24 protein-coding genes are annotated in these 23,546 nt (G+C 37.8%); 16 read left to right on the top strand and 8 right to left on the bottom strand.

Annotation, left to right across the window (positions count from 1 at the left end; genetic code table 11):
- Positions 1–180: 180 nt before the first annotated feature.
- The 9 genes from ubiE (at position 181) to CES88_RS02725 (ending at position 8,636) form a co-directional block, all read left to right on the top strand.
- A complete protein-coding gene (ubiE, locus tag CES88_RS02765; RefSeq protein WP_290730632.1) occupies positions 181–894 on the top strand; it encodes a bifunctional demethylmenaquinone methyltransferase/2-methoxy-6-polyprenyl-1,4-benzoquinol methylase UbiE in 714 nt (237 codons plus the stop codon).
- On the top strand, positions 895–2,241 hold the full coding sequence (locus CES88_RS02760; protein ID WP_290730629.1) for an isochorismate synthase: 1,347 nt from the start codon (positions 895–897) through the stop codon (positions 2,239–2,241).
- Between the two features lie 6 nt (positions 2,242–2,247).
- The gene (gene menD, locus CES88_RS02755) at positions 2,248–3,966 is read left to right on the top strand and encodes a 2-succinyl-5-enolpyruvyl-6-hydroxy-3-cyclohexene-1-carboxylic-acid synthase (RefSeq protein WP_290730626.1); all 1,719 of its coding nucleotides are present in this window, start codon (positions 2,248–2,250) and stop codon (positions 3,964–3,966) included.
- Complete coding sequence (locus CES88_RS02750; protein ID WP_290730623.1) at positions 3,963–4,841, top strand: 1,4-dihydroxy-2-naphthoate polyprenyltransferase; 879 nt, start codon at positions 3,963–3,965, stop codon at positions 4,839–4,841. Before menD ends, CES88_RS02750 begins: the two co-directional genes overlap by 4 nt.
- Positions 4,838–5,671: a hypothetical protein gene (locus CES88_RS02745; RefSeq protein ID WP_290730621.1), complete on the top strand. Its 834-nt coding sequence runs from the start codon at positions 4,838–4,840 to the stop codon at positions 5,669–5,671. The genes CES88_RS02750 and CES88_RS02745 overlap by 4 nt, the downstream gene beginning before the upstream one ends.
- Before the next feature lie 52 nt (positions 5,672–5,723).
- Positions 5,724–5,969 (top strand): hypothetical protein, encoded by a 246-nt coding sequence (locus CES88_RS02740; RefSeq protein WP_290730618.1) that lies wholly within the window; start codon positions 5,724–5,726, stop codon positions 5,967–5,969.
- 284 nt (positions 5,970–6,253) lie between these two features.
- A complete protein-coding gene (locus CES88_RS02735) occupies positions 6,254–6,406 on the top strand; it encodes a hypothetical protein (protein WP_290730615.1) in 153 nt (50 codons plus the stop codon).
- A 124-nt stretch (positions 6,407–6,530) separates the two neighbouring features.
- A complete protein-coding gene (locus CES88_RS02730) occupies positions 6,531–7,697 on the top strand; it encodes a hypothetical protein (protein ID WP_290730613.1) in 1,167 nt (388 codons plus the stop codon).
- 3 nt (positions 7,698–7,700) lie between these two features.
- On the top strand, positions 7,701–8,636 hold the full coding sequence (locus tag CES88_RS02725) for a PHB depolymerase family esterase (RefSeq protein ID WP_290730610.1): 936 nt from the start codon (positions 7,701–7,703) through the stop codon (positions 8,634–8,636).
- A 59-nt stretch (positions 8,637–8,695) separates the two neighbouring features.
- Here the strand turns inward: CES88_RS02725 and CES88_RS02720 are convergent, their stop codons facing one another.
- Together CES88_RS02720 and CES88_RS02715 are read right to left on the bottom strand one after the other, a co-directional pair.
- Entirely contained in the window at positions 8,696–9,433 is a 738-nt protein-coding gene (locus tag CES88_RS02720) for a hypothetical protein (protein WP_290730607.1), read from the bottom strand.
- A 138-nt stretch (positions 9,434–9,571) separates the two neighbouring features.
- Entirely contained in the window at positions 9,572–10,402 is an 831-nt protein-coding gene (locus CES88_RS02715) for a mechanosensitive ion channel domain-containing protein (protein WP_290730602.1), read from the bottom strand.
- A 60-nt stretch (positions 10,403–10,462) separates the two neighbouring features.
- On the opposite strand from CES88_RS02715, the gene lexA reads away from it, so the two are divergent.
- The 5 genes from lexA (at position 10,463) to CES88_RS02690 (ending at position 15,342) form a co-directional block, all read left to right on the top strand.
- Positions 10,463–11,086 carry a transcriptional repressor LexA gene (gene lexA / locus CES88_RS02710; protein ID WP_290730599.1) on the top strand — a complete coding sequence of 208 codons (624 nt, stop codon included), beginning with the start codon at positions 10,463–10,465 and terminating at the stop codon, positions 11,084–11,086.
- Between the two features lie 7 nt (positions 11,087–11,093).
- Positions 11,094–12,200 carry a DNA polymerase IV gene (gene dinB / locus CES88_RS02705; RefSeq protein WP_290730595.1) on the top strand — a complete coding sequence of 369 codons (1,107 nt, stop codon included), beginning with the start codon at positions 11,094–11,096 and terminating at the stop codon, positions 12,198–12,200.
- 1 nt (position 12,201) lies between these two features.
- Positions 12,202–14,238 carry an alpha/beta fold hydrolase gene (locus CES88_RS02700; protein WP_290730592.1) on the top strand — a complete coding sequence of 679 codons (2,037 nt, stop codon included), beginning with the start codon at positions 12,202–12,204 and terminating at the stop codon, positions 14,236–14,238.
- A gap of 54 nt (positions 14,239–14,292) precedes the next feature.
- Positions 14,293–14,634 carry a hypothetical protein gene (locus CES88_RS02695; RefSeq protein ID WP_290730589.1) on the top strand — a complete coding sequence of 114 codons (342 nt, stop codon included), beginning with the start codon at positions 14,293–14,295 and terminating at the stop codon, positions 14,632–14,634.
- A gap of 84 nt (positions 14,635–14,718) precedes the next feature.
- Positions 14,719–15,342: a DUF4156 domain-containing protein gene (locus tag CES88_RS02690; protein ID WP_290730587.1), complete on the top strand. Its 624-nt coding sequence runs from the start codon at positions 14,719–14,721 to the stop codon at positions 15,340–15,342.
- A 32-nt stretch (positions 15,343–15,374) separates the two neighbouring features.
- Here CES88_RS02690 and CES88_RS02685 read toward each other — a convergent pair whose 3' ends face one another.
- The 5 genes from CES88_RS02685 to murI form a co-directional block, all read right to left on the bottom strand.
- Positions 15,375–16,145: a hypothetical protein gene (locus tag CES88_RS02685; RefSeq protein ID WP_290730584.1), complete on the bottom strand. Its 771-nt coding sequence runs from the start codon at positions 16,143–16,145 to the stop codon at positions 15,375–15,377.
- 88 nt (positions 16,146–16,233) lie between these two features.
- On the bottom strand, positions 16,234–17,409 hold the full coding sequence (locus tag CES88_RS02680; RefSeq protein ID WP_290730581.1) for a hypothetical protein: 1,176 nt from the start codon (positions 17,407–17,409) through the stop codon (positions 16,234–16,236).
- Positions 17,410–17,474: 65 nt separating this feature from the next.
- Entirely contained in the window at positions 17,475–18,770 is a 1,296-nt protein-coding gene (locus CES88_RS02675; protein ID WP_290730578.1) for a GHKL domain-containing protein, read from the bottom strand.
- 36 nt (positions 18,771–18,806) lie between these two features.
- Positions 18,807–20,087 carry a phosphopyruvate hydratase gene (gene eno / locus CES88_RS02670; RefSeq protein ID WP_290730575.1) on the bottom strand — a complete coding sequence of 427 codons (1,281 nt, stop codon included), beginning with the start codon at positions 20,085–20,087 and terminating at the stop codon, positions 18,807–18,809.
- 60 nt (positions 20,088–20,147) lie between these two features.
- On the bottom strand, positions 20,148–20,927 hold the full coding sequence (gene murI, locus CES88_RS02665; RefSeq protein WP_290730572.1) for a glutamate racemase: 780 nt from the start codon (positions 20,925–20,927) through the stop codon (positions 20,148–20,150).
- 50 nt (positions 20,928–20,977) lie between these two features.
- Here murI and CES88_RS02660 point away from each other — a divergent pair, with 50 nt between their 5' ends.
- Positions 20,978–21,406 (top strand): thioesterase family protein, encoded by a 429-nt coding sequence (locus tag CES88_RS02660; RefSeq protein ID WP_290730569.1) that lies wholly within the window; start codon positions 20,978–20,980, stop codon positions 21,404–21,406.
- A gap of 2 nt (positions 21,407–21,408) precedes the next feature.
- A complete protein-coding gene (locus CES88_RS02655) occupies positions 21,409–22,098 on the top strand; it encodes a hypothetical protein (protein ID WP_290730566.1) in 690 nt (229 codons plus the stop codon).
- Here CES88_RS02655 and CES88_RS02650 read toward each other — a convergent pair.
- Complete coding sequence (locus tag CES88_RS02650) at positions 22,082–23,491, bottom strand: hypothetical protein (RefSeq protein WP_290730563.1); 1,410 nt, start codon at positions 23,489–23,491, stop codon at positions 22,082–22,084. The two genes, CES88_RS02655 and CES88_RS02650, sit on opposite strands and share 17 nt — an antisense overlap.
- Between the last annotated feature and the right edge of the window lie 55 nt (positions 23,492–23,546).

Here is a 23,546-nt window from a genome sequence, read left to right as displayed (position 1 = left end):
ATTATAATTTATAGTGATTTAATAACACCCTGTTTTAACAATCCACACGTCCATTGTAAATCTAAAATCTCGATGAGATCGAAGTTACATGAAATGATTACTTCTTTTTTTAGACAACACTTGCAACATTAGGCACAAAAAGTTATATCTGTGCCCTTAGAATACCTAAAAGAGGAACCTATGACGTCAGCACTTCAAGGCCGTAAAAAAGAATCTTGGAAAATTTTTGATGAGATTGCAGGAACTTACGATCTATTAAATAAGCTACTATCTTGTGGAATTGATATTTATTGGAGAAATAAGCTCCTAAAGAATCTTCCTGCAAGAAAGAATATGCAGGCCCTTGATCTAGCAACAGGTACAGGAGATGTTCCTCTCGTTCTAGTTAAGTCTGAAAATATTTCTAAAATTACAGGAATCGATCTTTCTAAGGGAATGGTTGAACTTGGAAAAGTCAAAGTAAAGAAAGCAAAGAAAGAAGATAAGATCGCTCTTCATATTGGAGATGGTTGTAATATTCCTGCAGCCGACGAAACAATGGACGTAGTGACTATTAGTTTTGGAATTAGAAACTTCCCAGATCCACAGAAGTCACTCCGCGAAATCTTTAGAGTTCTAAAGCCAGGCGGAAGAGTCATGATTATGGAGTTTGGTGTTCCAAAGAATTTTCTAGTGAACACTGTCTACATGTTCTACTTTAGACACCTTCTTCCTTTTGTTGGAAATCTTCTTTCAAAGCATAGAGATGCTTATAAGTATTTAAATGAAACGGTAGAGGACTTCCCATACGGCGAGGACTTTACCAAGTGGATGAAAGAAGCTGGATTTAAGAACGCAAAATTTCAAGAGTTAACTTTTGGAATTTCTAATTTATATATCGGTGATAAAGAATAAATGATTAATCTACTCGAATTAAAACATTCTGTTATAAGACAACTTTCAGAGCACTGGAAACAGGTTGACTTTGATGGGCTAGCAAAAGACAAGAAGAGATTTGTTACTTATAAATTTAAAATTGAAAAAACAAAACTCTCAAATCTTCTGGGTCACGTTATTCACAGACCACTTAACTACTTCAAGAGTAAAGATAGTAGTAAAGAGATTCTTGGAATCGGCTCGCACATTACTTACACAAAGAAATATGATTACAATAAACTTCTAGGTTTAATTGAGTCTGATAGCGACTTAACTTTCCTAGGTGCTCAGAGATTTGACTCTAACTCAAAAAGAGATGAAGCCTGGGCCGGATTTGACGAATGTCACTTCACTCTTCCAAAAATTATCTTTGAAACAACTGGGGAATCAACAGTTCTAAAAGTTGTTTTTAATAAGAAGTCTATCTCAACAGAAGATAAGAGATCAAATGCTCTCTTTGAACTTGAAGCTTACTTAAATTTCATTAGACATGACTTTACTGTGACAAAACCTCAAGAAGTTTCCACATACCCAAGCAAAGACCAGTGGTCTAAAATGATTGACTACTGTCTTGGAAACTTAGAGACAACTCCGCTTGAAAAAGTTGTCTTGGCCAGAAAAGAAATTGTTGAATTTGACCGCTTAGCTGACCCTATGGCCATCTTCGAAAAAAATATGAAGAATGCGGCAGATAGCTACCTCATGTACCTTGATCCAGGTGATGGGAAAGTTTTCATGAGTTTTACTCCTGAAAAACTATTTAAATTAAATCAAAGAGAGATTTCCCTAGACTGCTTGGCCGGAACTCGTCCAAGATCAAATGACTTTGAGGCCGACGTTAAATTTCAAAGTGAACTCATGAGCTCTGCTAAAGAATTAAATGAGCACAGAATCGTCACTAGAGAAATCCAAGAAAAGCTTTCGGCCATGGGCGCAGATATAAGAATCGAAAATAAAGAGTCTATTCTTAAGCTTAAATTTATTCAACATCTTCATACTCATATAAGTGCTACTCTTTCAGAGAGAAGTAACTTTGCTGTTCTCCTAAATACTTTTCACCCAACTCCAGCAGTTGGTGGACGTCCATGGGAGATGGCCAAGAAGTGTATTGAAGAAGCAGAGCCATTTGATAGAGGACTCTACGCAGGACCGATGGGCTACATCTCTGCAGACTCGTGCGAGTTTGCCGTGGCCATTAGAAGTGCTCTGACTGAAGATACGAAGTTACATCTATTTGGAGGATGTGGTCTAGTTACTGGAAGCGAAGCTGAAAGTGAGTGGATTGAGACTCAAAATAAAATGAAGAACTTCGAGATCACACTGTAGGCAGACATGCTCTTAGAAAATAACCTTTCTACAATATGGTCATCAATTATCATTGATGAGCTAGTTAAGTCTGGAGTGATAGATTTCTACATCTCTCCAGGCATGAGAAACGCACCTCTTGTTCAATCACTCCTACAAAGAAAGGAAGTTAACCTCTATCTTGGAATTGACGAGAGAGGACAATCCTATAGAGCTCTTGGGAATGCTAAGGCCACAGGGAGAACGAGTGCTCTTCTTTGCACCTCAGGAACGGCCCTCGCCAATTATACTCCTGCAATAATTGAAGCCAAGAAATCGGCCACACCTTTAATCGTTCTATCAGCAGATAGACCTATTGAACTTGCTACAAGTGATGCTAACCAAACAATTAATCAAGTTCACTTCTACGGAAATCACATCCTAGCAGATAATTGTCTTGGAGCTCCTACGGAAGAAATTTGTCCACAGGTCATAAGAAATACGATTGATCACCTCATTTTTAGATCGCGCTACCCTATTAAAGGGCCGGTTCATTTAAATATACCACTGCGTGAGCCACTCGATATGACGAGAACTCAAGTGAGTTCAAACTATATTGAAAAATCTCAAGCAGGGTTTAAAAGAAAATTTCAAACAAAGTACTTTCCTCCTACTCAAGGGATTAGTCCTAAGGCGAAGGAAGTTATCGCTGACATTATCGAGAAGAATCCAAAAGGTCTTCTCGTCATAGGCTCTCTTCCGTGTACTTTAGATAGAGAAGTAATTAAAGAATTCGCTTCAAAGCTAAACTGGCCAGTCTTTTTAGATATCTCTTCGTCACTTAAATATAGCTATTCAATACAAGATAATATCATTCCTACTTTTGATCATAGTGAAGTCTACGAACAAATGAGTAAAGAGCGCCCAAGTACAATAATTCACTTAGGTGGGCGAACAACAAGTAAGCACTACTATAGATTCCTAGAAGAATTTTCAGATATAAATCTCATCACTGTCAATTGGAGTGAGGAGAAAGAAGATCCTTCTCAAAATACTGACTATAGAATGATCTCTGAAGTTGACCAATTCTGTAGTGAGATGATCCCTCTCATTTCTCCGTCTAAGAGTCCTATTCAAATTAATTGGAAAGATTTTAGCGATAAGAAATGTAAATTAATTGATGATGCCCCTCTAAGTTATCCTTACATTTCTAAAAAGATAATTGATAGCATGGGAAATAATCAGGCCCTCTATATTGCCAATAGCACTGTAGTTAGAAGTTTTGATAATTACTTATCTCTTGAAGCAAAGAAAGAAATTGATATCTTCACAAATCGTGGAGTCAGTGGAATTGAAGGTCTTATGGCCAGTGCTCTAGGTTGTGCAGAAGCAATCAATAAGTTCACAACATTAATTGTGGGAGACGTAAGCTTCTTACATGACTTAAACTCTCTACAAAATATCAAAGAATCAAAAGCACCTCTTTGCATTGTCGTTGTGAATAACTCAGGAGGAGGAATTTTCACTCTCCTGCCAATAGCAAAAGACAAAGAGCTTCTCCCTTATCTTACGACGCCTCATTCGCTCACATTTGAAAATGCAGCCAAGTTATTTGATATTGATTATAAGTTAATTACAAGTACTCAAGAATTTGATTTTGAATTCAATCACGCGCAGAAGAATAGAGAAACTATTATCTTAGAAGTCACTGTTGATAATGAGCAAAATATTGAACTCTACAATAAATTAAAGACGGTAAAACTGTGAGCAAGTTAAACGCTTGGATACTTGCTTCAAGACCTAAGACATTAACGGCGGCCTGTGGTCCAGTAATTCTAGGAACAGCCCTCGCCTATAGAGAAACACAAACTTTTTCCATACTTATTTTCGTCCTCACTCTACTTGCCGCTCTCTCCATGCAAGTAGGAACAAATTTTGTAAATGATTACTACGATGCCATTAGAGGGACAGACTCTGACGATAGACTAGGCCCAACAAGAGTGACTCAATCAGGTCTCATTCCACCGGCAGAAGTGAAGAGAGGTTTCATCGCCTGCTTTCTCTTTGCCATACTGATTAGTATCTATTTAATGATTATTGGTGGTCCAACTATTATTATCATGGGATTTTTCTGTATCTTAACCGCCTATTGCTATACGGGAGGGCCGCTCCCTCTTAGCCATTACGCTTTAGGTGAAGTTTTTGCTCTTATTTTCTTTGGGCCTGTGGCCGTTTGGGGAACATACTTTCTACAACACCAGCATTTTAACTTGAGTATACTTATCATAGGATTAGGGCCTGGATTAATCTCGGCCGCTATTATGAGTGTAAATAATCTGCGCGATATTAAGAGTGATACTCGAGCGAAGAAAATTACAGTTGCAACGCTAGTGGGGCCAAAGTTTGCAAGAGCTTTCACTCTATCACTTGTCTTATCTTCTACTTTTATTCCGTACTATGCAGTCCTAACTCTTGATACAAAGTGGGCCATACTCGCGACTCTCTCCTGCTATCCTTTCTATAAGACTTGGAAACAAGTAGCGAGAGGGCCAATAGATAAGAATCTTAATACGGCGCTAGGTAATACTGGAAAGTATCTCTTTATCTACTCACTCATCTTTAGTGTTGGTCTTCTTCTATGAGCTACTCCTACTTAAAATGTAGTTGTAATTTAAAAAATCCTATTAAGGTTGGAGATATCACGATAGAGACACGAGAGTGGATTGAAGTCTCAAATGGAAATTTCTCTGTTGATCTCGCCCCTCTACCTGGTCTACACCAAGAAAGTCTTCCAGAATCATTTATAGATTTTACTTCTAAGAAATTTAAAACTCCAAGCGCTCTCTTTGTAAGAGAAGTCTTCGATATTTTTACAGATGTTGAGGAAGTTCAAGCAGAATCAAATAAGCTACTTTATATTGATCTTGCAAAGTCTCCTAAAGAAATCTCATCAAGTCTAGTTGAAGATAGTATTTACAAAATAAAGATCGGCAGAGATGATCTCTCCCTCGAGTCTCTATGGTTAAAAGAATTACTAAGTAATCTCTCTGAAAGTATTTCGGTGAGATTAGATGGCAATATGGCCTTTACTGTAAAAGATCTTAATAGGTATTTAGAAAAGCTAGACCTCACAAGAATTCAATATATCGAAGAACCTCTCACCAATGTGAGAGATTGGGAAACTCTAGATAGAAGAAATGAGCTTAAACTCGCCCTTGATGAGAATATTTCTCTAAGAAGAGAGCTTGATTTCGCGAATTATCTCGTTGCAAAACCTACTTGGAATATCTCACTTCGAGACACTTTGAAAGAATTGGCCCTCGAAAACCAAGAAGTCATTATCTCTAGTGCTTTTGAGCCTCCAAATAATCTAAAGATTTTAAATATGATTGCAAGAGAAGGCGATCAAGTCGCTGGACTTGATACGCTAAAGTTCTTTTATTTAGAGAGCCTAAAAGTTTCACCTCTTTAATTTTCACAGAAATTTGCTAAAATACTCCTAAACGTAATTTAAGGAGAAATTCATGAAGAAAATTCTAATGATCGCTATCGCTCTATTCTTTGTTTCTTGTGCTCACACAACTAAGGACAAAGCGTGTTGTGCAAAAGATGCTAAGCAATGCAAAATGGATAAGAAGAAATGTGACAAGGCCTCTTGCAAAATGAAGAAAGGTCACAAGCATAAGAAAGGTGATCACAAGAAGTTATCTGCAGCAGAATGCGATTTAAACTCTTGTAAAATCCATAGAGCAAAGCAAACTAATATGTAATGAGAAAAGGGCCACATAAACTATTTGTGGCCTACTTTTTCCGTCTCTCACTCTTCAAACTTCAATAAGAACAATAAGTACTATCGGCTGGACAAAATCTTCTCTACTAGAGATTAATTTTAATTTTGTGTATAATAGAAGGGCATCTAAGGGATGCAGAATCGGGCAAGCAGTAACCTGATAGTCATCACCTTACCTTAAGTATCTGAAATCTATCATGTTATGAGTTTTTACCTTAGCTTATTCATCCAATGTGACGAAGAGCTATTTAACTGGAGATTGCTATGAAGAAATTATTACTAATTGCCTTTGCACTTACTATCACTGCTTGTAGCTCGACTACAAATAGAGAGATTGCCAATGACAAATGCTCTGATAACTTATACACAAGTGAGCATACTTACTTTGACTCAATTGAAAAATGTAGAGACATCTAGTCTCTACATTATGTAATATTCCCCTTTGCCACGCGTTAAGTTTTTCCTAATGATATTCTCACTTTAACTTAGATTTTTAGTATGTTAATCAAGAGCTCAGTATTAATTTATAGCTGGAGCCCTTGTGAAATTTCAACTCATTTTCCTATTACTTGCCCTAACTTCAACCACTTTTGCCTTAGACACTGAAGTGAAAGGTTTCATCGCACTAAATACTCTCTCTTATGAGAAAGTAGAAAATAGAGACCCTACGATGAAAATGGGAATCGGGACAATCGATTTAAAATTCTATTTCAATCACGAAGACTTCGGGGCAAAGATAAAGTTAGACCTCGATGGTCAACTAGATGAACCAAATAATCTCTATGAAGAAGCAATGCTTACTTGGCGTCCAGTAAGAAATTGGAGCTTTGGAATGGGTAAGGGAAAAGTTAGAATTCATCAAATGGCCTTTGGAGTTTTAGAATCACACTATATTGATGGTGGCTCACTTCTAGGAACAAAGCACAGTTTTAGAGATCAAGATAGAAAGATTGTTGGTGAAGTAAGCTACGGTGGTTACAGAAGAGGTTTTAGAAATACGTTAAATATCTTTGCTGATGCAAGACAGCCAAAAGTTTCAAGAGACGATAGAAACCCAGTTGGATACGAAACAACTAGAAGTAATCCAAATGAAGGACAAGGTGAAATTGTTTATGAAACTGAAAAAGAAATTGATACAAGAAGAGACGTTGGTGTTTCAAATAAATTCTACTTCTACCCTAAGAGAGGAGCTGAATTCGCTCTTGGAGCTCTAGTAAGAGATAGAGATATTGATTACAACTTAAACTGGGCCGCTGACTTTTCAGGAAAATATAAGACTGGTGACTGGGAATTTGTTTTTGAATATACTTTTGCCTACGTGAGCAATCACCCAAATGATAGATACGCGGTAGAGCATCAATATGAGCAATTGGGACAATTACAAATGCTTTATTCACTCACAGAAATCACAACGCTTCAATTAAACACTGAATTTGCTCTCGTAAACTCTCAAGAATTCAACAAGAATAATATTCCAAACAATGTTGGACAACAAGTATTTAACAGAGGTCAGAGTGCCCATACAAATAACTACAAAATCGACTTTGGTGTTATTTGGAAAATGGCGAAGAGAGTAAACTTTAAAGTAGGCGCTCTCTACGAAAGAAAGTATGAGTGGAAAGCTCTTCCTCATCTAAGCTACGCCCATGGTTATGCAGGTTTCACTGATGCTTGGGCCCTAGGTTCTGGCGTAAATTTCTGGTTCTAAATCATGCTAAATAAGTCATTTCTAGTATCTGTACTTACACTTATTGGGTCAAATTCTTTGGCCCAATTAACAACTCATAAAATTCTTACTCCCTACGGTCTAAGAGAATATAAACTCTTTAGACCAGAAGGCATTCAACCAAACTCGCCGACGGTTGTAGCAATTCATGGTTGCAAGCAAACTGGTGATACTTTTGCGAGAGGGGCCAGACTTTACGAAGCGGCCAAGAAGTTTAGATTTAATCTCCTACTTCCAGAACAAGACCCGGCCACCAATCCTTATAATTGTTGGAATTGGTTCTTAGATATTAACCAAAGAAGACTCGGAGAGCCTTCCATTATTGTAGAGTCCATTCACCACGCGAAGAGTAAGTACGCTCTAGATGAATCAAAGCTCTACTTACTTGGGATGAGTTCCGGCGCGGCCATGTCAAATATTTTGATGAACTGCTACCCTAAACTCTTCAAAGCGGTGGCCTCTCACTCAGGAATCCCCTACGCGGCAACAGTGAACCCTCTCATGGCCCAAGCTGTTTTAGAGAGAGGAATGTTCATAAGTCCATATCTCGCGGCTCAGAAAGGACTTCTTTGTGGAAAGTACGCAAAGACAAAGGTTCCCGCCCTTATAATTCAAGGAAGTGAAGATGAGGTTGTTGCACCAGTGCACGCCAAAGACCTATCCACTCAATACACAACTTACAATTCTTTCTCTTACCAAGAGCTCTCTTTAGAAGAAAGCGCAATTGAAAGAGCTGACGGTTACCATTACCAAGTAAAGACTTGGCACGACAGAAATCAGAAAACAATCGTCAAAGAACTGCTTATAGAAAATTTAAAGCATGAGTGGTCAGGCGGAGATCAAACTCTTCCCTATAATCAAAGCGCTGGTCCAGACTCCACGAAAATGATTCTTAACTTCTTTCAAGAATTTGGTCTTTAATTTTTTAGATGAAAAAGAAGAAGAGCGAGAAAGAAGATCTTTCTCGCTTTAGATATTTACTAGTAAAGCTTTTGAATTAAGCCATTTCCTGTCACATGGAATGTCTCAGAAGTTTTGATTTCTCTAAGAACACTCTTCGCTGTGTAATTAACTCTCACACTAGCACCTGCAACTGGACTATCTTTTGATCCGTGATTAACTATTGAAACGAGCTCCGAATTGGCATCGAAGTTAAATCCCCAGCTAACACTCACATTACTCGCCTGAACATTTAATCCTGTAAGGTAAGCCCCCTTGTCTTCATACTTTCCGCCCCATTGGAAATTAACAGTATAGTCAAATCCAATAACACTTGAACCAAAACCATTTTTAAAACTTACTTTATAAGTTCTGGCCATTGGCATACTCCAAGAGTCCATATTATAGAAAGCTGCAAGTTGACCATTATCAGTTTTAGGAAGAACACTTATTGGTGCTCCCATGTTAACAGTTACAACAGGTTTACCTGCTTCAACAATTACCCAAATCTTTTTTCCAAGTGCGATCAATTTATCCACAACCATGATCACTTCACCTAGGTTCTTTTCAAAACCTTTATATTGAGGAGCCCATACGAACTCGTCTCCTATCTCTACTTCTTCAACAGTTACCTCTGAAATAGTGTGATAGTCCACGTCATAAGTTTTTGAATCGTCTACAAATTCTAAGTCTGTTTGCGTAAATGGAAGTGATCTCATTCCAGCTGATGCTGAAAAAGTAAAAATCGTTAGTAGTGTTGCTGCTAGAAATTTTTTCACGAGTCTCTCCTCTCATAGAGTAAAAATTTGATAGGTATTTCTACCAAAGAGAAAGAGATTAAGTCAATCTAATAAATACTTACAGCTAATATACATTATTAGCTATGCTTATCGATAAGTGCTTAACTAACTGATATTTTATTTAATATTCTTATATTCTCGTAAATAATCTTTCAATATACGTTGCTCAATTCGCCCCTTTAGACCCGCAGGAGCGGTAAATCTGACAATTAGATCTAATTGGTCAGGGGAGATTACATTTATATGAACCCTAGGCTTTAAAACAGGTATTTCTAAATGAGAAGTTTTCTGAATTCTATCAAAGTGCTTTTGCGCCCTTTCAAAGTAATCACTACAGTGTTTTTCGCAAATTTCAACGAGAAGCTTCTCACTCGCTTCCCAGTCAATACTTCCCTTAACAGGAATTTTAAAAGTATGAAGAACGTAGTTCTTTAAGTGTGATTCATTAATAAGACAATTTGTGAGGAAGACACTATTTGGAATAATAATACTTCTTCCTGTTAGCTGGTGAGTCTCATGACCGGGGCCAATCTCTAGAACTTTAGTAGAAAAAAGTGTGCGGTCAATAACATCTCCTCGAAGACCATTAATTTCAATACGATCTCCGATATGAAAACTATTTTGAGTAATTTTAAAAAGTCCCCCAAAGAAATTTAGAGTGAACTCTTTAGAGGCGATAACTATTGCGACTAGAATTGCTGCAAGAGAGAAAGCGATTGTTTTAATTTCATTCGACCAAATAAGAAAGAAGGAAATAAGAATGAGAAAAGAGACCATTGAATTTAGATTAACGAACCAGCGTCTTCTCTTATCAATTTTCATATTAGTGGCATTATTTAATCCTTTGGCCACAAACATTCTAAGAATCATAACTACGATGAAGATAGTAAGGCTTAGAAAAATCTTATTTGAGTAGACGTTATCAAAGATGAGGTTCTTAAAATCCATAGAATATATTCCAAAAAATAAAGCCTTGACTTACGCAAAACTTACGCTTAAAATTTAAGTATGACTATAACAAAGAAACAAAAAGAAGTTCTAGATTTTATCACTGCCTATTGGGACGAACACGAAGTCGCTCCCACGCAGAAAGAAATCAAAGAGGCCTTTGCCCTTAAATCTTTTGGTTCAGTACAAAGATACCTTAAATATTTAAAAGATGCAGGCCATATTGATTCAGATTGGAATGCTAGACGCGGATTAAAACCCAAAGAAAACCAAGTAATAAACTCTATTGATTCAACAATTGATATTCCTCTTCTAGGAGACGTGGCCGCAGGTATTCCAATTGAGGCCATTGAGAATCCAGACAATACCATTGGTGTTCCGGCCCATATGATTAGAGATAATAAACAATACTACGCTCTCAACGTAAAGGGCGACTCCATGATTGAAGATGGGATTTTGGACGGAGATATTATCGTTTGTAGACATCAACAAAATGCCAATCGTGGCCAGACAATTATTGCCATCGTCGATGGAGAAGCGACAGTAAAAAGATATTCTCCCAACAAGAATATGATTGAATTGATTCCCGCCAATAGTTCAATGAAACCTATCCTCGTAGACCCTAGAGAGTCTGAATTCTCTATTGCAGGAATTCTCATCGGCCTTATGAGAACTTACGAGTAAGAGAGAGATGGATAGAAAAATTATCCACATTGATATGGACTGCTTCTATGCTGCCGTTGAGATGAGGGATGATCCAACTCTTAGAAATATTCCTCTCGCCATTGGAGGACCTCCCAACTCAAGGAGTGTCCTCTGTACTAGTAATTATCTTGCGAGAGAGTTTGGAGTACGAGCAGCAATGCCATCTTCTATGGCCATTAGAAAGTGTCCTCACTTAAAAATTATTCCTCCAGACTTTAAAAAATACAAAGAAGCCTCTGAACTCATTCATAGAATTTTTAAACGCTTCACAGATTCTATCGAACCTCTAAGTTTAGACGAAGCCTTTCTAGATGTGAGCGAATGCGATAAATTTAACGGAAGTGCCACACTTATCGCCAAAGAAATACAAAGGCTTATTTTTAAAGAAACAGAGCTGACTGCTTCTGCAGGAGTTGCTCCCAATAAATTCTTAGCAAAGATAGCTAGCGACTGGAAGAAACCTTCGGGACTATTTGTTATCACTCCCGATCAAGTTGATGAATTTGTAAAACCTCTTGATGTGAGGAAGATTCCAGGTATAGGAAAAGTCAGTGCCTCCAAATTATATGATTATGGATTAGATACCTGTGAAAAGGTTAGGGCCTGGGAGTTAGAAAAACTAGAGGCCATATTCGGAAAGATGGGAAAGTCTCTCTATTATAAATCTCGCGGCATTGATCATAGAGAAGTTATTCCTACCACAGATAGAAAGTCTATTTCCGTTGAGCATACTTTTAATAAAGATATTGAAGATATAGGTAAATGCTTAGAATATATCTCTGGGCTTAGTCTTGAATTAACAGAGCGCCTCAGAAGATACCAACAGAAGTATGGAACAACGAAGAAGATTGCCAAGGCCTTTGTCAAAATAAAGTTTCTAGATTTTCAAACTGTCACTGTAGAAAAGAAGAAAGAAGACGAATTCTATCTAGAACTCTGGGAAGACTTTAAATTTAATACAGAACTAAGTGAACATATAGCAGAGTTAACAAAGATTGCTTATCAAAGAGGGCAAAGGCCTGTAAGATTAATAGGAATTGGAGTTCGCCTAGAGCAAGGCGATACTGGTCCTAGACAGTTGAAGTTAATTTAATATGAGAATTACTATAGAGCCCACTCATTTACAGTCTCTTTTTGAAAGTAGTGAAATTCTACTACTTGATTCAAGTACCAGCTATAAAGACTTTTACACAGAAGCTTCCTCCCTTAGTAAGGACTACTTGCAAATTAAAGAGAAGAACCTCTCTCTTATTCCAGAAAACTCAAGAGAGTATCTTCTAAAAATCTTAGCCGCATGGATTGCAGGAAAATCTATCATTCTTCATGCCCCTGGAACTCCTCCATCCGTAGTGAAAGAATATGAAGACTCACTTAAAGATAATCACTTAAACTTCCTAGACCCAATTGCTTGCTATATTTTCACTTCGGGAAGTACTGCCAAACCAAAGGCAATCCCCTTAAGTTTTAAGAATCTCTTTACGGCGGCCAGGAATTACTCTCTTCACTATAATGTGAAAAAAGAAGACTACTTACCTATAACTCTCCCACTCTATCATGTGGGAGGATTACTCATTTTTATTCGAACAATTTTTAATTGTGCAAAGACTAGCCTTCATCGACCGGGGAACTTAAAGTCTAGTGAATTTAAAACTTATCCAAACTTTCTCTCCGTAGTCCCTCTACAGCTTGAGAGAATTATAGCAAATTCCTCAGAGCTTGAATTCTTTAAAGAAACGGTTTTCATTATAGGAGGAGCAAAGACTTCTCTTAGCACTCTTGAAAATATTTCAAAGAATAACTTAAAGGCCTCTTCAACTTATGGAATGACTGAAACTTGCGCCATGATTATGGCGACCCCAGTAAGTAGTGATAGAGAAGTCCTAAAAAGTGTTGGCGCCCCATTTAGGGATGTTGAGATTACCCTCTCTAAAGATCAGACTATGACTATTACAACTCCAAGCGCTTCTCCTCTCTTTGAAAACTCAACAATTCAAACTAGCGATCAAGTTAAAATTGAGAACGGTCATTACTATATTATAGGAAGAATAGACGATATCTTCATTAGTGGTGGAGAAAATATCAATCCTCTAGAAATTGAAAATACACTTAGAGAAAATGGTATTGAAGACCCTTATATTACTCCTATAGAAGATAAGCTTCTAGGACAGAAGTCGATTCTCTTTTATAGAGGAGAGAAGACGCCTCTAGAGGTTAGAGAACTTGCACGGAATTCTCTTTCTCCCCATAAGAGGCCGAGGCATTTTATAAAAGTTCCTTCGTGTGCTTTTTCGGGAATAAAGATTAAGAAAACGACTTTGAAAGAAGTTGCTCCCTCCTATGCAAGAATAGATCAGGCCACGAGCGTATTCCCACTAGTAACTTGCGGTGATCCAAGAAACCCTTGGATTATTCTCATTCATGGTTTCATGGGAGACAAAGAAGACTGGCGCAAGCTCACCAAGCTTCTAGAAAATGATTTCTTCACTATTGCTATAGATGTCCCAGGACACGGAGAAAATAAGAATGTAGATGAAGTGAGCCTTGAGAAATTCCAAATGGATTTTACTAAATTCTCTACAATTCTCTCACACCCTTTTCATTTACTTGGCTATTCGCAGGGAGGAAGATTGGCCCTAGGACTTGTTCTTAGAGGACTTTCTGTAGAGTCTCTCATTCTTGAAAGTGCCTCTCTTGGAATTGTTGATGAAGACGAGAGAGAGAGACGCTATCAATCTGATTTAAAGATGTTTAAAAATACTAACTCTAGTGAAGACTTAAGAAGTTTTCTCACCTATTGGTATGAGAATCCACTCTTTGGAGAATTAAAGAATCATGCCTCTTTTAATGAGCTATTAAACAAACTTAGCCAACACGACTGGAAGCTTTGGCAAGAAGCTCTTAAAGGCTTTAGTGTCGGCATTCAACCGGACTACAGACTCCTTCTCTCTAGAGCAAAAGATCTTAGAGCTCTCACTATATGCGGAGAGAAAGATCATAAATACTTAGCTGCTTCTAAAGAGATGGAAGCTAAATTTAAGTTTAGCTTTTCTAAAATTGAAGATTGTGCTCATAATACCCACTTTGAAAAACCAGAGGAATTCGCAAGAACCCTCTCTAACTTCCTAAAATAACGATTCAAAACACTTTCTTACTAAAGTATTCTACTCAGGTACCGACAAGTAGCTATGGACTTAAAAATAAATAGACTCAATTCTATTAAATCATTTGATACTAGTGCAGGACGAGGCAATGATATTGTCGAAGGACTAGAATCAATTAGTTATTCACTTCAAAAACTTGAAGGGTTAACTGAGAAAATCGCCACTCCACAGAATAAAGATCCAAGTTCTCCCTATGCTACTGATAGACCTCATTACGATGCAACTAGAATAAAGGGAACTGAGAAAGAAACTCAGTGGAAGAAAGTTGCTAACTCAAGAGAGCAACAACTAAAAGAAATTACCAGCGAAGATAATAATGAAATTGCGGCCAACCACAATTTGGCCAAGAGCTTAAATATTATCTAATTTCATAATTCTTTATAAAATATCTTTCATTTACATTTTAATTCTTTTTCTATATTTTTCTCTAAACATTCATCGGAGAAAATAATGGCAAATTCTTTTAAATTATTAGTACTCACTCTTCTATGCTCATGTGCTGCAAACGTAGTCCATAACGAAGCTATTAATGTAGAAATCGTTTATGCAAAGCCAGATATGAATAAGTGTGTCTTTCTTAAAGAAGTTTCAGGAAGCCAAGGGAATTGGGTAACAGGCGACTTCACTTCAAACGAAGACCTCTTAGTTGGAGCTCGCAATACTCTAAAAAATAATACCTATTCTCTTGGTGGCAATGTCGTACATGTACATGAGGTAACCAATGCCAGTGCTTGGAAGGCCGCAGGCAATACCGCGACAGCAATAACAGGAAGTGCATACTCTTGTGAAAAGACGCCATTAACAGCTCTGCAAAAGAAAGCACTTTATAAGGCGAACCTTAGAAAAGAGCTCATTTCTCTGTCTAAGAATTGTAATATAGGAAATGGAGAAAGTTGCTGGGGAGCCGCCTGGAGATCGAGTGCTCTTAATAAGAAAGAGAATGCTTATGCATTTTTAGAAAAAGCCTTTAAGGCCGGTTGGAAGAACTGGGAACATTTAGAGTCTGATAAAGATATTGAAGTCATTAGAAATACAGATAGATTTAAAGCATTAGTCTCAAAGTATAGAAAATAAAAAAAGGCCCTCGATCGAGGGCCTTTTTTTATTTATGATTCCTTACTTTTCTTCTTCTTTTTCTTCTTACCTTTCTTTCCTGCCTTTAACTTCATCAGTGCAAAACCAACAACACCAGCAATAACAAGATAGATAAGGTAGTCAGTAGCTCCACCAGCACCAGATTTACTCTTTTGAGCGCTTCTTGCACTAATATCACCTGTCATACCGCCATCATCAATAAGCCCATCGGCATTATCAAGAGCGGAACCTGATTTTGTCTTGGCCGTCCACTCGCCAGAATCTTTCTTCTGTCTAAAGACTCTAAGTGTTTCGATAATTTTATCAAAGACAGGCTTATAAGAATTATAGTGATCTTTCCCTACAGAGAATGTTACAGCTACACCTAGGTCAGCCTTAACTGTTGCCATATATCTTGTATAGAAGCCTGGAACTTCTGAAGCGAGGTGAAGTGAATCAATCCATTGCTGAGAATTAACAGAATTCTTCTTTGAGTAAACGGGCTCTGAAACCTGAGTCTTTCCACCTGGCAGTGTAAAAGTCTTCGTTCCTTTTAGGTAAGCTTGGTATTGCTCAAGAGAATCTTGATTCCCTCTAATTTTAGCCGCAAGAATAATGATAGCCTCTTTCTTTCTATCTTTATTCTCTGATTGGCAAACCCACTCAGTTCCCTCAAGTGCACAACCCCAACCAGGAGGAAGCTCAAATTGAGAGTATTGGTTAGTAAATCTCTTCGCACTTACAGTGGTGCTCAAAAGTCCAATTGTGAGCATCGAATAAAATAATTTCTTCCAAAACATCATGGGTTGTTTCCTTTAGAAAATTTAGTTAGTCTGATAATATCTTAACCTAGAGTATTGGAATTACAAAAAAGAAAATTTTTTCCCTTTTCTAATTCGCAAGGCCTCTGGCCGTAAATCCCGATTTAATTTCCATTTTCTTAAACTTTTTCGATAGTTTAATGATGGCCCAATCGGCCCCCAGCTCATAAACACGACCCTGGGCCACAAGTTCATTACCGCCAAAATAATCTGTCTTATAGATATCGAAAGTCTGTCCTTTTTCAACATCTTGAGAGATTCCCTTATCTATTTTGATAAATTTCCCTCTAGGTGAAACCTTTATAACAGAGGCCTCTAGGTCATATTCTTTGAATTTTGAAAGTTTTCTATCCGAACTTGTCTCACCCTTTGAATTCCAGGCAATAGATAGAGCTATTTCGCTTCCTTTATCCGTGGAAATACCGCTAATAACCTGCGCACCTTGTACTCCAACTCGTACTCGTCCAAATGATTTATAAGCCCCGATATAAGGCTTCGTATATGATCTATTTACTGAGTTATAGAGACGTGACTCTCCTAGCCCCTGTGGTGGCTTAGTTGTTGGCTCAGACGAATAAGGATCGTTCTTAAGTGAATTTACACCCTCAAGTCCTGCGTAGAGAGCAAAAGTTGACCAGGCCAGCTTTCCATTAATATCGTAGAAGAGCTCCGCACTTAAATTATTTGGTGCCCCAACATAGGCAAATGAGCCATTGAGAGAATTTCCAGTTCGAGTCTTATAAGAGAGAATTCCTTTCACGTGATAGGAGTTTCCAGCATCTCCCAAGAGAATTTCACCATCAGGAATATCCGAAGCTATCACATAATCAGTATTCTCATAGAGTGTTAACTTATATTGAAGATCAACAGCGTAGTGCCAATTTCCCATCGGTTTAAAGGCATACTTGGCCCCAACTCTGATGCTCTCAGCGCCAGACTTTGAAGCCTCTTCTTTAGTAGACTTTACTTGCCTAAAAATCGCTCCACCTCGAAGCTCAAGTTGTTCACCAAAACCGTAACGAAGGAGCATATCCCCTTCCATTTGCGAGAAGCCCTCGTCCTCAGCGAATTCAACTTCTTCACCGTCATCATCTATAGTTGCAGTGGAGTTCCAGATTCTTGCTTCAAATTCTAGTTGGTAGCTCTTCTTATTGATAACCTGTGCATCAAGGCCGTTAATGAGACCATTTTGTGCAAAGGAATTTTGACATAGTATTAGTAGTACCGATAATGAAATCCATTTCATATTTGCTCGCTAGTTATTCTATTTATAATAGAATAACTTTAGTCGGCCTATAAATAAAGTGGTAATTACGCGGCAGATTTTTTTTGGAACTCAAATGGCCTTGGTAAGAAAATTTCACTTACCCAGTACTCACCTTCAATAGAAAAATGAAAAGAACCATCGACTTCTGTGACAAGACTATGAATACTCTCAAGACCTAATCCCGATCTTCTCTCTTGTAGACTGTGAACATTACTCTCTAGAATAATATCTTCTAATTCCCGTTCTAAGTACGAGTCATTCTCTTTAAGAGAGAGAATTTTATTTTTCACTGTAATATGGAGACCTTCTTTAGCGTAGTCGAAAGTGAATTCGATGAGCTTAGATTTTTCTTCCGAAATATTCTTAATCAAATTATTCATCACTCTGTGAAATGTTGGATAGTGAACCATCACCCTCTTACTTTCTTGATAAGAGAAATCTGAAGCGATATCTCCTTTGAAAATCATGTGACAATCAATATGATCTCCGCCAAGGAAGTTTTCTACGAGATTAAAGAGTCCCATTTTTGCAAATTCAAAATTGACGAACTCACTATTTGAACCAAGGTCCTTATGGGAATATCCAAAGTGATCTCGAATCAAGGTTTGAAAGAGTTTAATTTCATCGGCCACACGAGAAGTATCTAAAGGAGAGAGACCTTTCTTCTCACTCATTTTCGTTTCAAGAAAGAGACCTAGTCCGTGAGTGTGATTTATAATATCGTGAAAGAAGTAGCGCTCTTTATTGGCGTGAACTTCTTCGATTTTCTGCTTACCACTTCTGAGTCTATCAAATAAGTTCTTTCTCTGTTTTAAAATAAATTCATTTCCAAAGTAAATCGTTCCAAGTGTCCACAAACTGAAAACGGCAAGACAAATTCCTTCGTTAAAACTTAGGAATTCTGATTCTTTTACACCTTGAAAAATAAAGAATGAACTAAGGGCGATGGCCATGAGAGTCCAACTCTTTCTCTGAGCACTCTCAGGAGTTTTCCCGTCTTGATAGAGGAAGTAATACATTCCGGCCAAGCATGGAATTATTGAAATAAAGAGCGGTGCCGAAATTGATAAACTAAAACTAAGGCCAATGAAAGAAAAGATTTGAAAGACAAAGAGCGCCGGTAGTTCCCAGCGATGTGCAACTTTATCTAGAGCACCTTTTGCATAGATATAGAATTGATAGTGAGCAACTAAGAGAAGCGTTGAAAAGAAATCAACCTTAGAAGAGCTGCTATAAGTATTAAGACCTAGCCAAAGAACAATACTCAAATAAAAAGACTCTGATAAATAGAGATCAATTAAATTATGTGTTTGTTTTAAACTCTTCTTAGCGTAAACCATGGTACAGGGGCCCTTTTAAATGCCCCTGATTAAAACCTACTTTACTGGATTGTAAATGGCCTTATCCCCAAGAGCTTCTTCAATTCTTAGTAGTTGATTGTATTTTTCCATACGATCAGATCTTGACGCAGAACCAGTCTTAATATGACCAGACCCACAAGCAACAGCGAGATCAGCAATGAAGGCGTCTCCTGTTTCACCTGAACGATGGGAAATAACAGCTTGGTATCCATTTTCAAATGCGAGATCGATGGCCTCAAATGTTTCAGTTAAAGATCCAATTTGGTTTACTTTAACTAAGATTGAGTTGGCCCATTTCTTCTCAATACCTTCTTGGAGAATTTTCTTATTAGTTACAAATAAATCGTCACCAATGAGAAGAATCTTTTCTCCAAGTGCTGCATTTAGCTTTACCCAACCATTATAGTCAGACTCGTCTAAACCATCTTCTATAGAGTAGATCGGATACTTTTCACATAAATCTGAGTAATATTTAACCATATCTTCGCTAGAAAAAGTCTTTCCTTGCATATGGTAACTACCATCCTTATAGAATTCGCTGGCGGCCGAATCAAGGGCGAGAGAAATCTCTTCACCTGGCTTATAACCAGCGTCTTTGATCGCTTGAAGAATGCAATCAAGTGCTTCTTCGTGGCTTCCAAGGTTTGGAGCAAATCCACCTTCATCGCCCACATTAGTTGAGTGATTTCCTTTGCTAAGAACATTCTTTAGAGCGTGAAAGATTTCAACTCCGGCCCTGAAGTTTTCAGAGAATGTATTCTTTAGATGAGGAACAATCATGAATTCTTGAATATCAAGATTATTTGAAGCGTGCTCTCCCCCATTAATAATATTCATCAAAGGTGTTGGAAGACGCATTTTCCCAACAGGGTTTGGAACATTTAAGTTCTCGTTCATATAGAGGTAAAGTGGTTTTCCAGCATCGAGAGCTCCTGCTCTACAGGCGGCCATTGAAACCGCTAAGATAGCATTGGCACCTAGCTTAGACTTATTCTCTGTACCATCAAGTTCAAGCATGGCCAGATCAAGTTCTTTTTGAGCTGTTGAGTCTTTTCCAATAATAACATTCTTTATCTGTTCGTTAATATTCTTAACAGCGGTTCTCACCGACTTTCCAACGTAGTAAGACTTATCTCCATCTCTTAACTCAAGGGCCTCTCTAGAACCTGTTGAAGCTCCACTTGGAACTGCGGCCCTTCCCATATTTCCAGCTTCAGTGAATACATCCACTTCTACTGTTGGATTACCTCTTGAATCTAGTATTTGACGCGCGTGAATATTTGTTATTTTTGACATGGATCCTCCATAGTAAATAAGTAAAATTAGAAGAATTTTATAGGGCCCAAAGTCTAAATACTAGGGCAAACTTGAAAAATCTTTGGACACAAAGCGTAGGGATTGCTGAGGCTGTGTTTCTGCAAATTGAAACTGAGGATTCACTAGAAGCTCAAGCCCCTCTTCCCTCTCTAGCACCGAGAGAGTTCTACTGGCCACATGAAGACAAGGCGATAGAGTCTTTGCCCCTGACGCTTCTTCAATATACTTTCCGATGAGTGGATAGTGAGTGCAACCAAGAATGAGGTGAGTATATGAGTTTTCTCTAACAAAGCTCAATTGATCTCGCAGTTTCTTCTTTAAAAGAGATTCGTCTTTACCAAGAAAGAATTCCTCAATCGTAGAAGCAAGCTCTGGAGTGACCACATAGGATAAACGTCTCAGTGGATCGAGCCTTGTAATAAGGTTATTAAATCTTTCGCTCTTAGACATTAATTCTGTCGTAATAACACAACCCTTGTCACCATTTTGCCACTCGTGCTTGGAGAGAGCATTAATGAAAGGTTCTACACCGACGAAGGGAATATCGAATCTCTCTCTTAGATGATCTATGGCCACTCCTGTAGCGGTATTGCAGGCCACGACAATGAGATCGAGGTCAAATTTCAATAATTCATTTGTAATGAAAATTGATCTTTCAATAATTTCACTCTTAGATTTATTACCATAGGGAGCAAAGGAGCTATCTGCAATATAGTGAACATTTAATTCTGGCGCCAGCTCATGAATTTGCTTAAGGATAGAAAATCCTCCAATTCCCGAATCAAATATCCCAATAGATTGTGCTTTTTTTTGGCCCATTTAATTAATATAGCCTAGAATCACCCTGAATATCAATAAGGGGAAACAAAGTGGAAAGAGTTAAATTTAAAATTGAGAACTCTCCCTTTTTTATTTGGAAAACCGACTTACATGTCAGTCATATGAATTATGGAAATCATCTGGCCAATGACAAAGTCCTCACTCTCTGCCATGAAGCGAGAGTGAGATGGCTTAGAGAGCTTGGACATAGTGAATTGAATATCTTTGGTAATGGACTTATCCAGAGTGATGCCATGGTCATGTATAAGTCTCAGGGCCATATTGGTGATGAGATTTCAGTAGAAATTTCTCTTGGAGACTTTAACTCAAAGGCCTTTGATCTTTATTATAAGATTGTAAACTTAAAAGCTAATAGCGAGATTGCTCGCATCAAAACGGGAATGCTAAATTTCAATTACCAAGAAGGCTCCATCACAAGTGCTCATGAAGACTTCTTAAAGTATTTAGAAGGTTTATAATTATGTTAAAGAATCTATTTAAATCTAAAGAAAAATTTGTAGAGTCATTTACGACAGAGCTTCAACAACTATCTCCTCATTACCTAAGTCTTGATCTCCAAGGCAGTACTCTTAAATCAGTATGGGAAGAAAGTGAGTATGGAACTCTAGGGCTGGAGCTTTCAAGAAATAGTATTACACTTACAAACCTAAGTGGAAGAACGAAGAAAGTAAATAATCAAGAAGAATTAAGAAATTTGATTCTTCTTCAATCCAAGAAAGTCATCTTAGAAAAGATTGAACAGGCAAAAAAAGAAATTCACCTCTTTCCAAATATCAGCAATCCTACCGAAGGAGAACTCAAAGGAGAGGAATGGCTTAAAGTGACCAATCATGTCCTAAAGGAATCTTTAAAGAAAGCATCAAGAGACGACTCTCTCGTGGTAGAGGCGAAGCTCTTCTTAGGAAGAAAACAAGGAGAAGAGGAATTTAGCGTTCGTCTCCAGTGCTACAACCTAGACTACTCTCTGACTTTTCTAAATAATGGAAAGCTCTATCTTAGCGTCTTTGACGATAAGAATTTTTCGAGAGGACATGCAGAAAAGCCTAGCTATAATGGTGAATTCTACAATAATAGACCGATGATACTTGATGAGTTCATAAAACTCATCTACGAAATATTCTCTCTTGGTAAAATTAAAATTTTCTCGTAAATGTAATTCCAATATGAGACTCGGGCTCTATCTTAATTGACTGCTGTTGAGAAAAGAACCTATCCTCCTTCTCATCTTTAACAGAGAATCCTATTTGCGGGGCAATTTGCCACTTACCAACTTCTCTAGGAAAAGATAGGTTGACTCCTGCTCCTGTTTGGTTTCCACCCTTTGTTTCTAAACTTCCCTCGGCCCACAAAGTGAGCAAGAAAAATGGGCTCTCTTTTGTTCTTCCAAGAAATTCATTACTATTAACTTCAAGTGAACCACGGGTTTTAAAATAAGCATCTTCAGAGTCTAGAATATTATACCCAATTGTTCCTTCTATAGTTGATGTACATTTCCAATTTCCAATATCTTTCATCCAAGTCTTCCCAAGTCCTCCGTAGAGAGTGAGATTAATCTCATCATCCATATGATCTTGATTATCATATTGAATATTACCTGCTTTCTTAAAGGCCTTATGCCATGCCTCCTGCAAAGGGCCACCAACTCTCCCCTCATCACTCAACTCTTCTAACTCAACTCCAGCAATATAATAGATCCCATCATTGTCTATATTTCGACGCAAACTCATATCCAATCTATTTCTTTCTAGTAAGTCTTGCCGGTAGGCTCCTTCATCATTAACGTAGAATCGATTAGAGCCAGGAGCTGTCTCCTGGAGTTGAGTAAAGATAACTGATTCGTAGTTAAGGCGAAACTCCCCTTCCGAACCTTTTAAAGTGTAATCTAGATTTAAACCAAATGTACGTCCACGGTCATTTCCATCATATTCAGGTCCTGCCATCTTTCTCCATAGTCCATGAAGGTGATTATCATTAGATGTATTGAGAAGAAGAGAGCTAGATTCTATCTTTCCTAGAATTGAGTAATCGTCCCAATACTCACCTTCAAATGTAGGAGCAGAAGCTAGTCCATATTCAAAATTAGCATCCTCTGGAAGCTCGCATTCACAGTAGATCTTCTCTTCTTTAGTCTCTTTTGTCGCAACAGGAGTTTTTAGGCCATTCTCTTTATTACACTCAATCTCATCTCTTGGAGCAAGTGCTTTCTCGGCCACCTTACCAAGGACCAGAGATGTTCTAATCAATTCTTCAGAAGTTGCTGGATTAAGCTTTTCTTCAAATCTCTTAGTTAATAACTTCTTTATTCGGTCTAACTCTTTATCGTCGCCCGGATATTTTTCAATGTCATTAATCAGTAGTTTTAGATCAGATCTAGAAACAATAGGATAGAAGCGAATAAAAGTTCCGTCTTCAAAGAGGCCTTCTCCAGCACTTCCTTGTTTCTTGATTTCCACTCTCTTTTTATCTGAAAAGAAAACTAGCCCTGCAGCGCTAGAACTAATATTTATGGCCAATAGTATTAGGGCCATAAGGTAATGCTTCATAAGGTTCTCCCTAGAATCTCTCAATAGAGCCCATCGGAAGACCGACCTTTTCACT

It is taken from the genome of Halobacteriovorax sp. JY17, assembly GCF_002753895.1.
Lineage (GTDB): Bacteria > Bdellovibrionota > Bacteriovoracia > Bacteriovoracales > Bacteriovoracaceae > Halobacteriovorax.
Note: the sequence above shows the minus strand (reverse complement) of the source record. Positions and strands in the feature narration are given on the sequence as shown.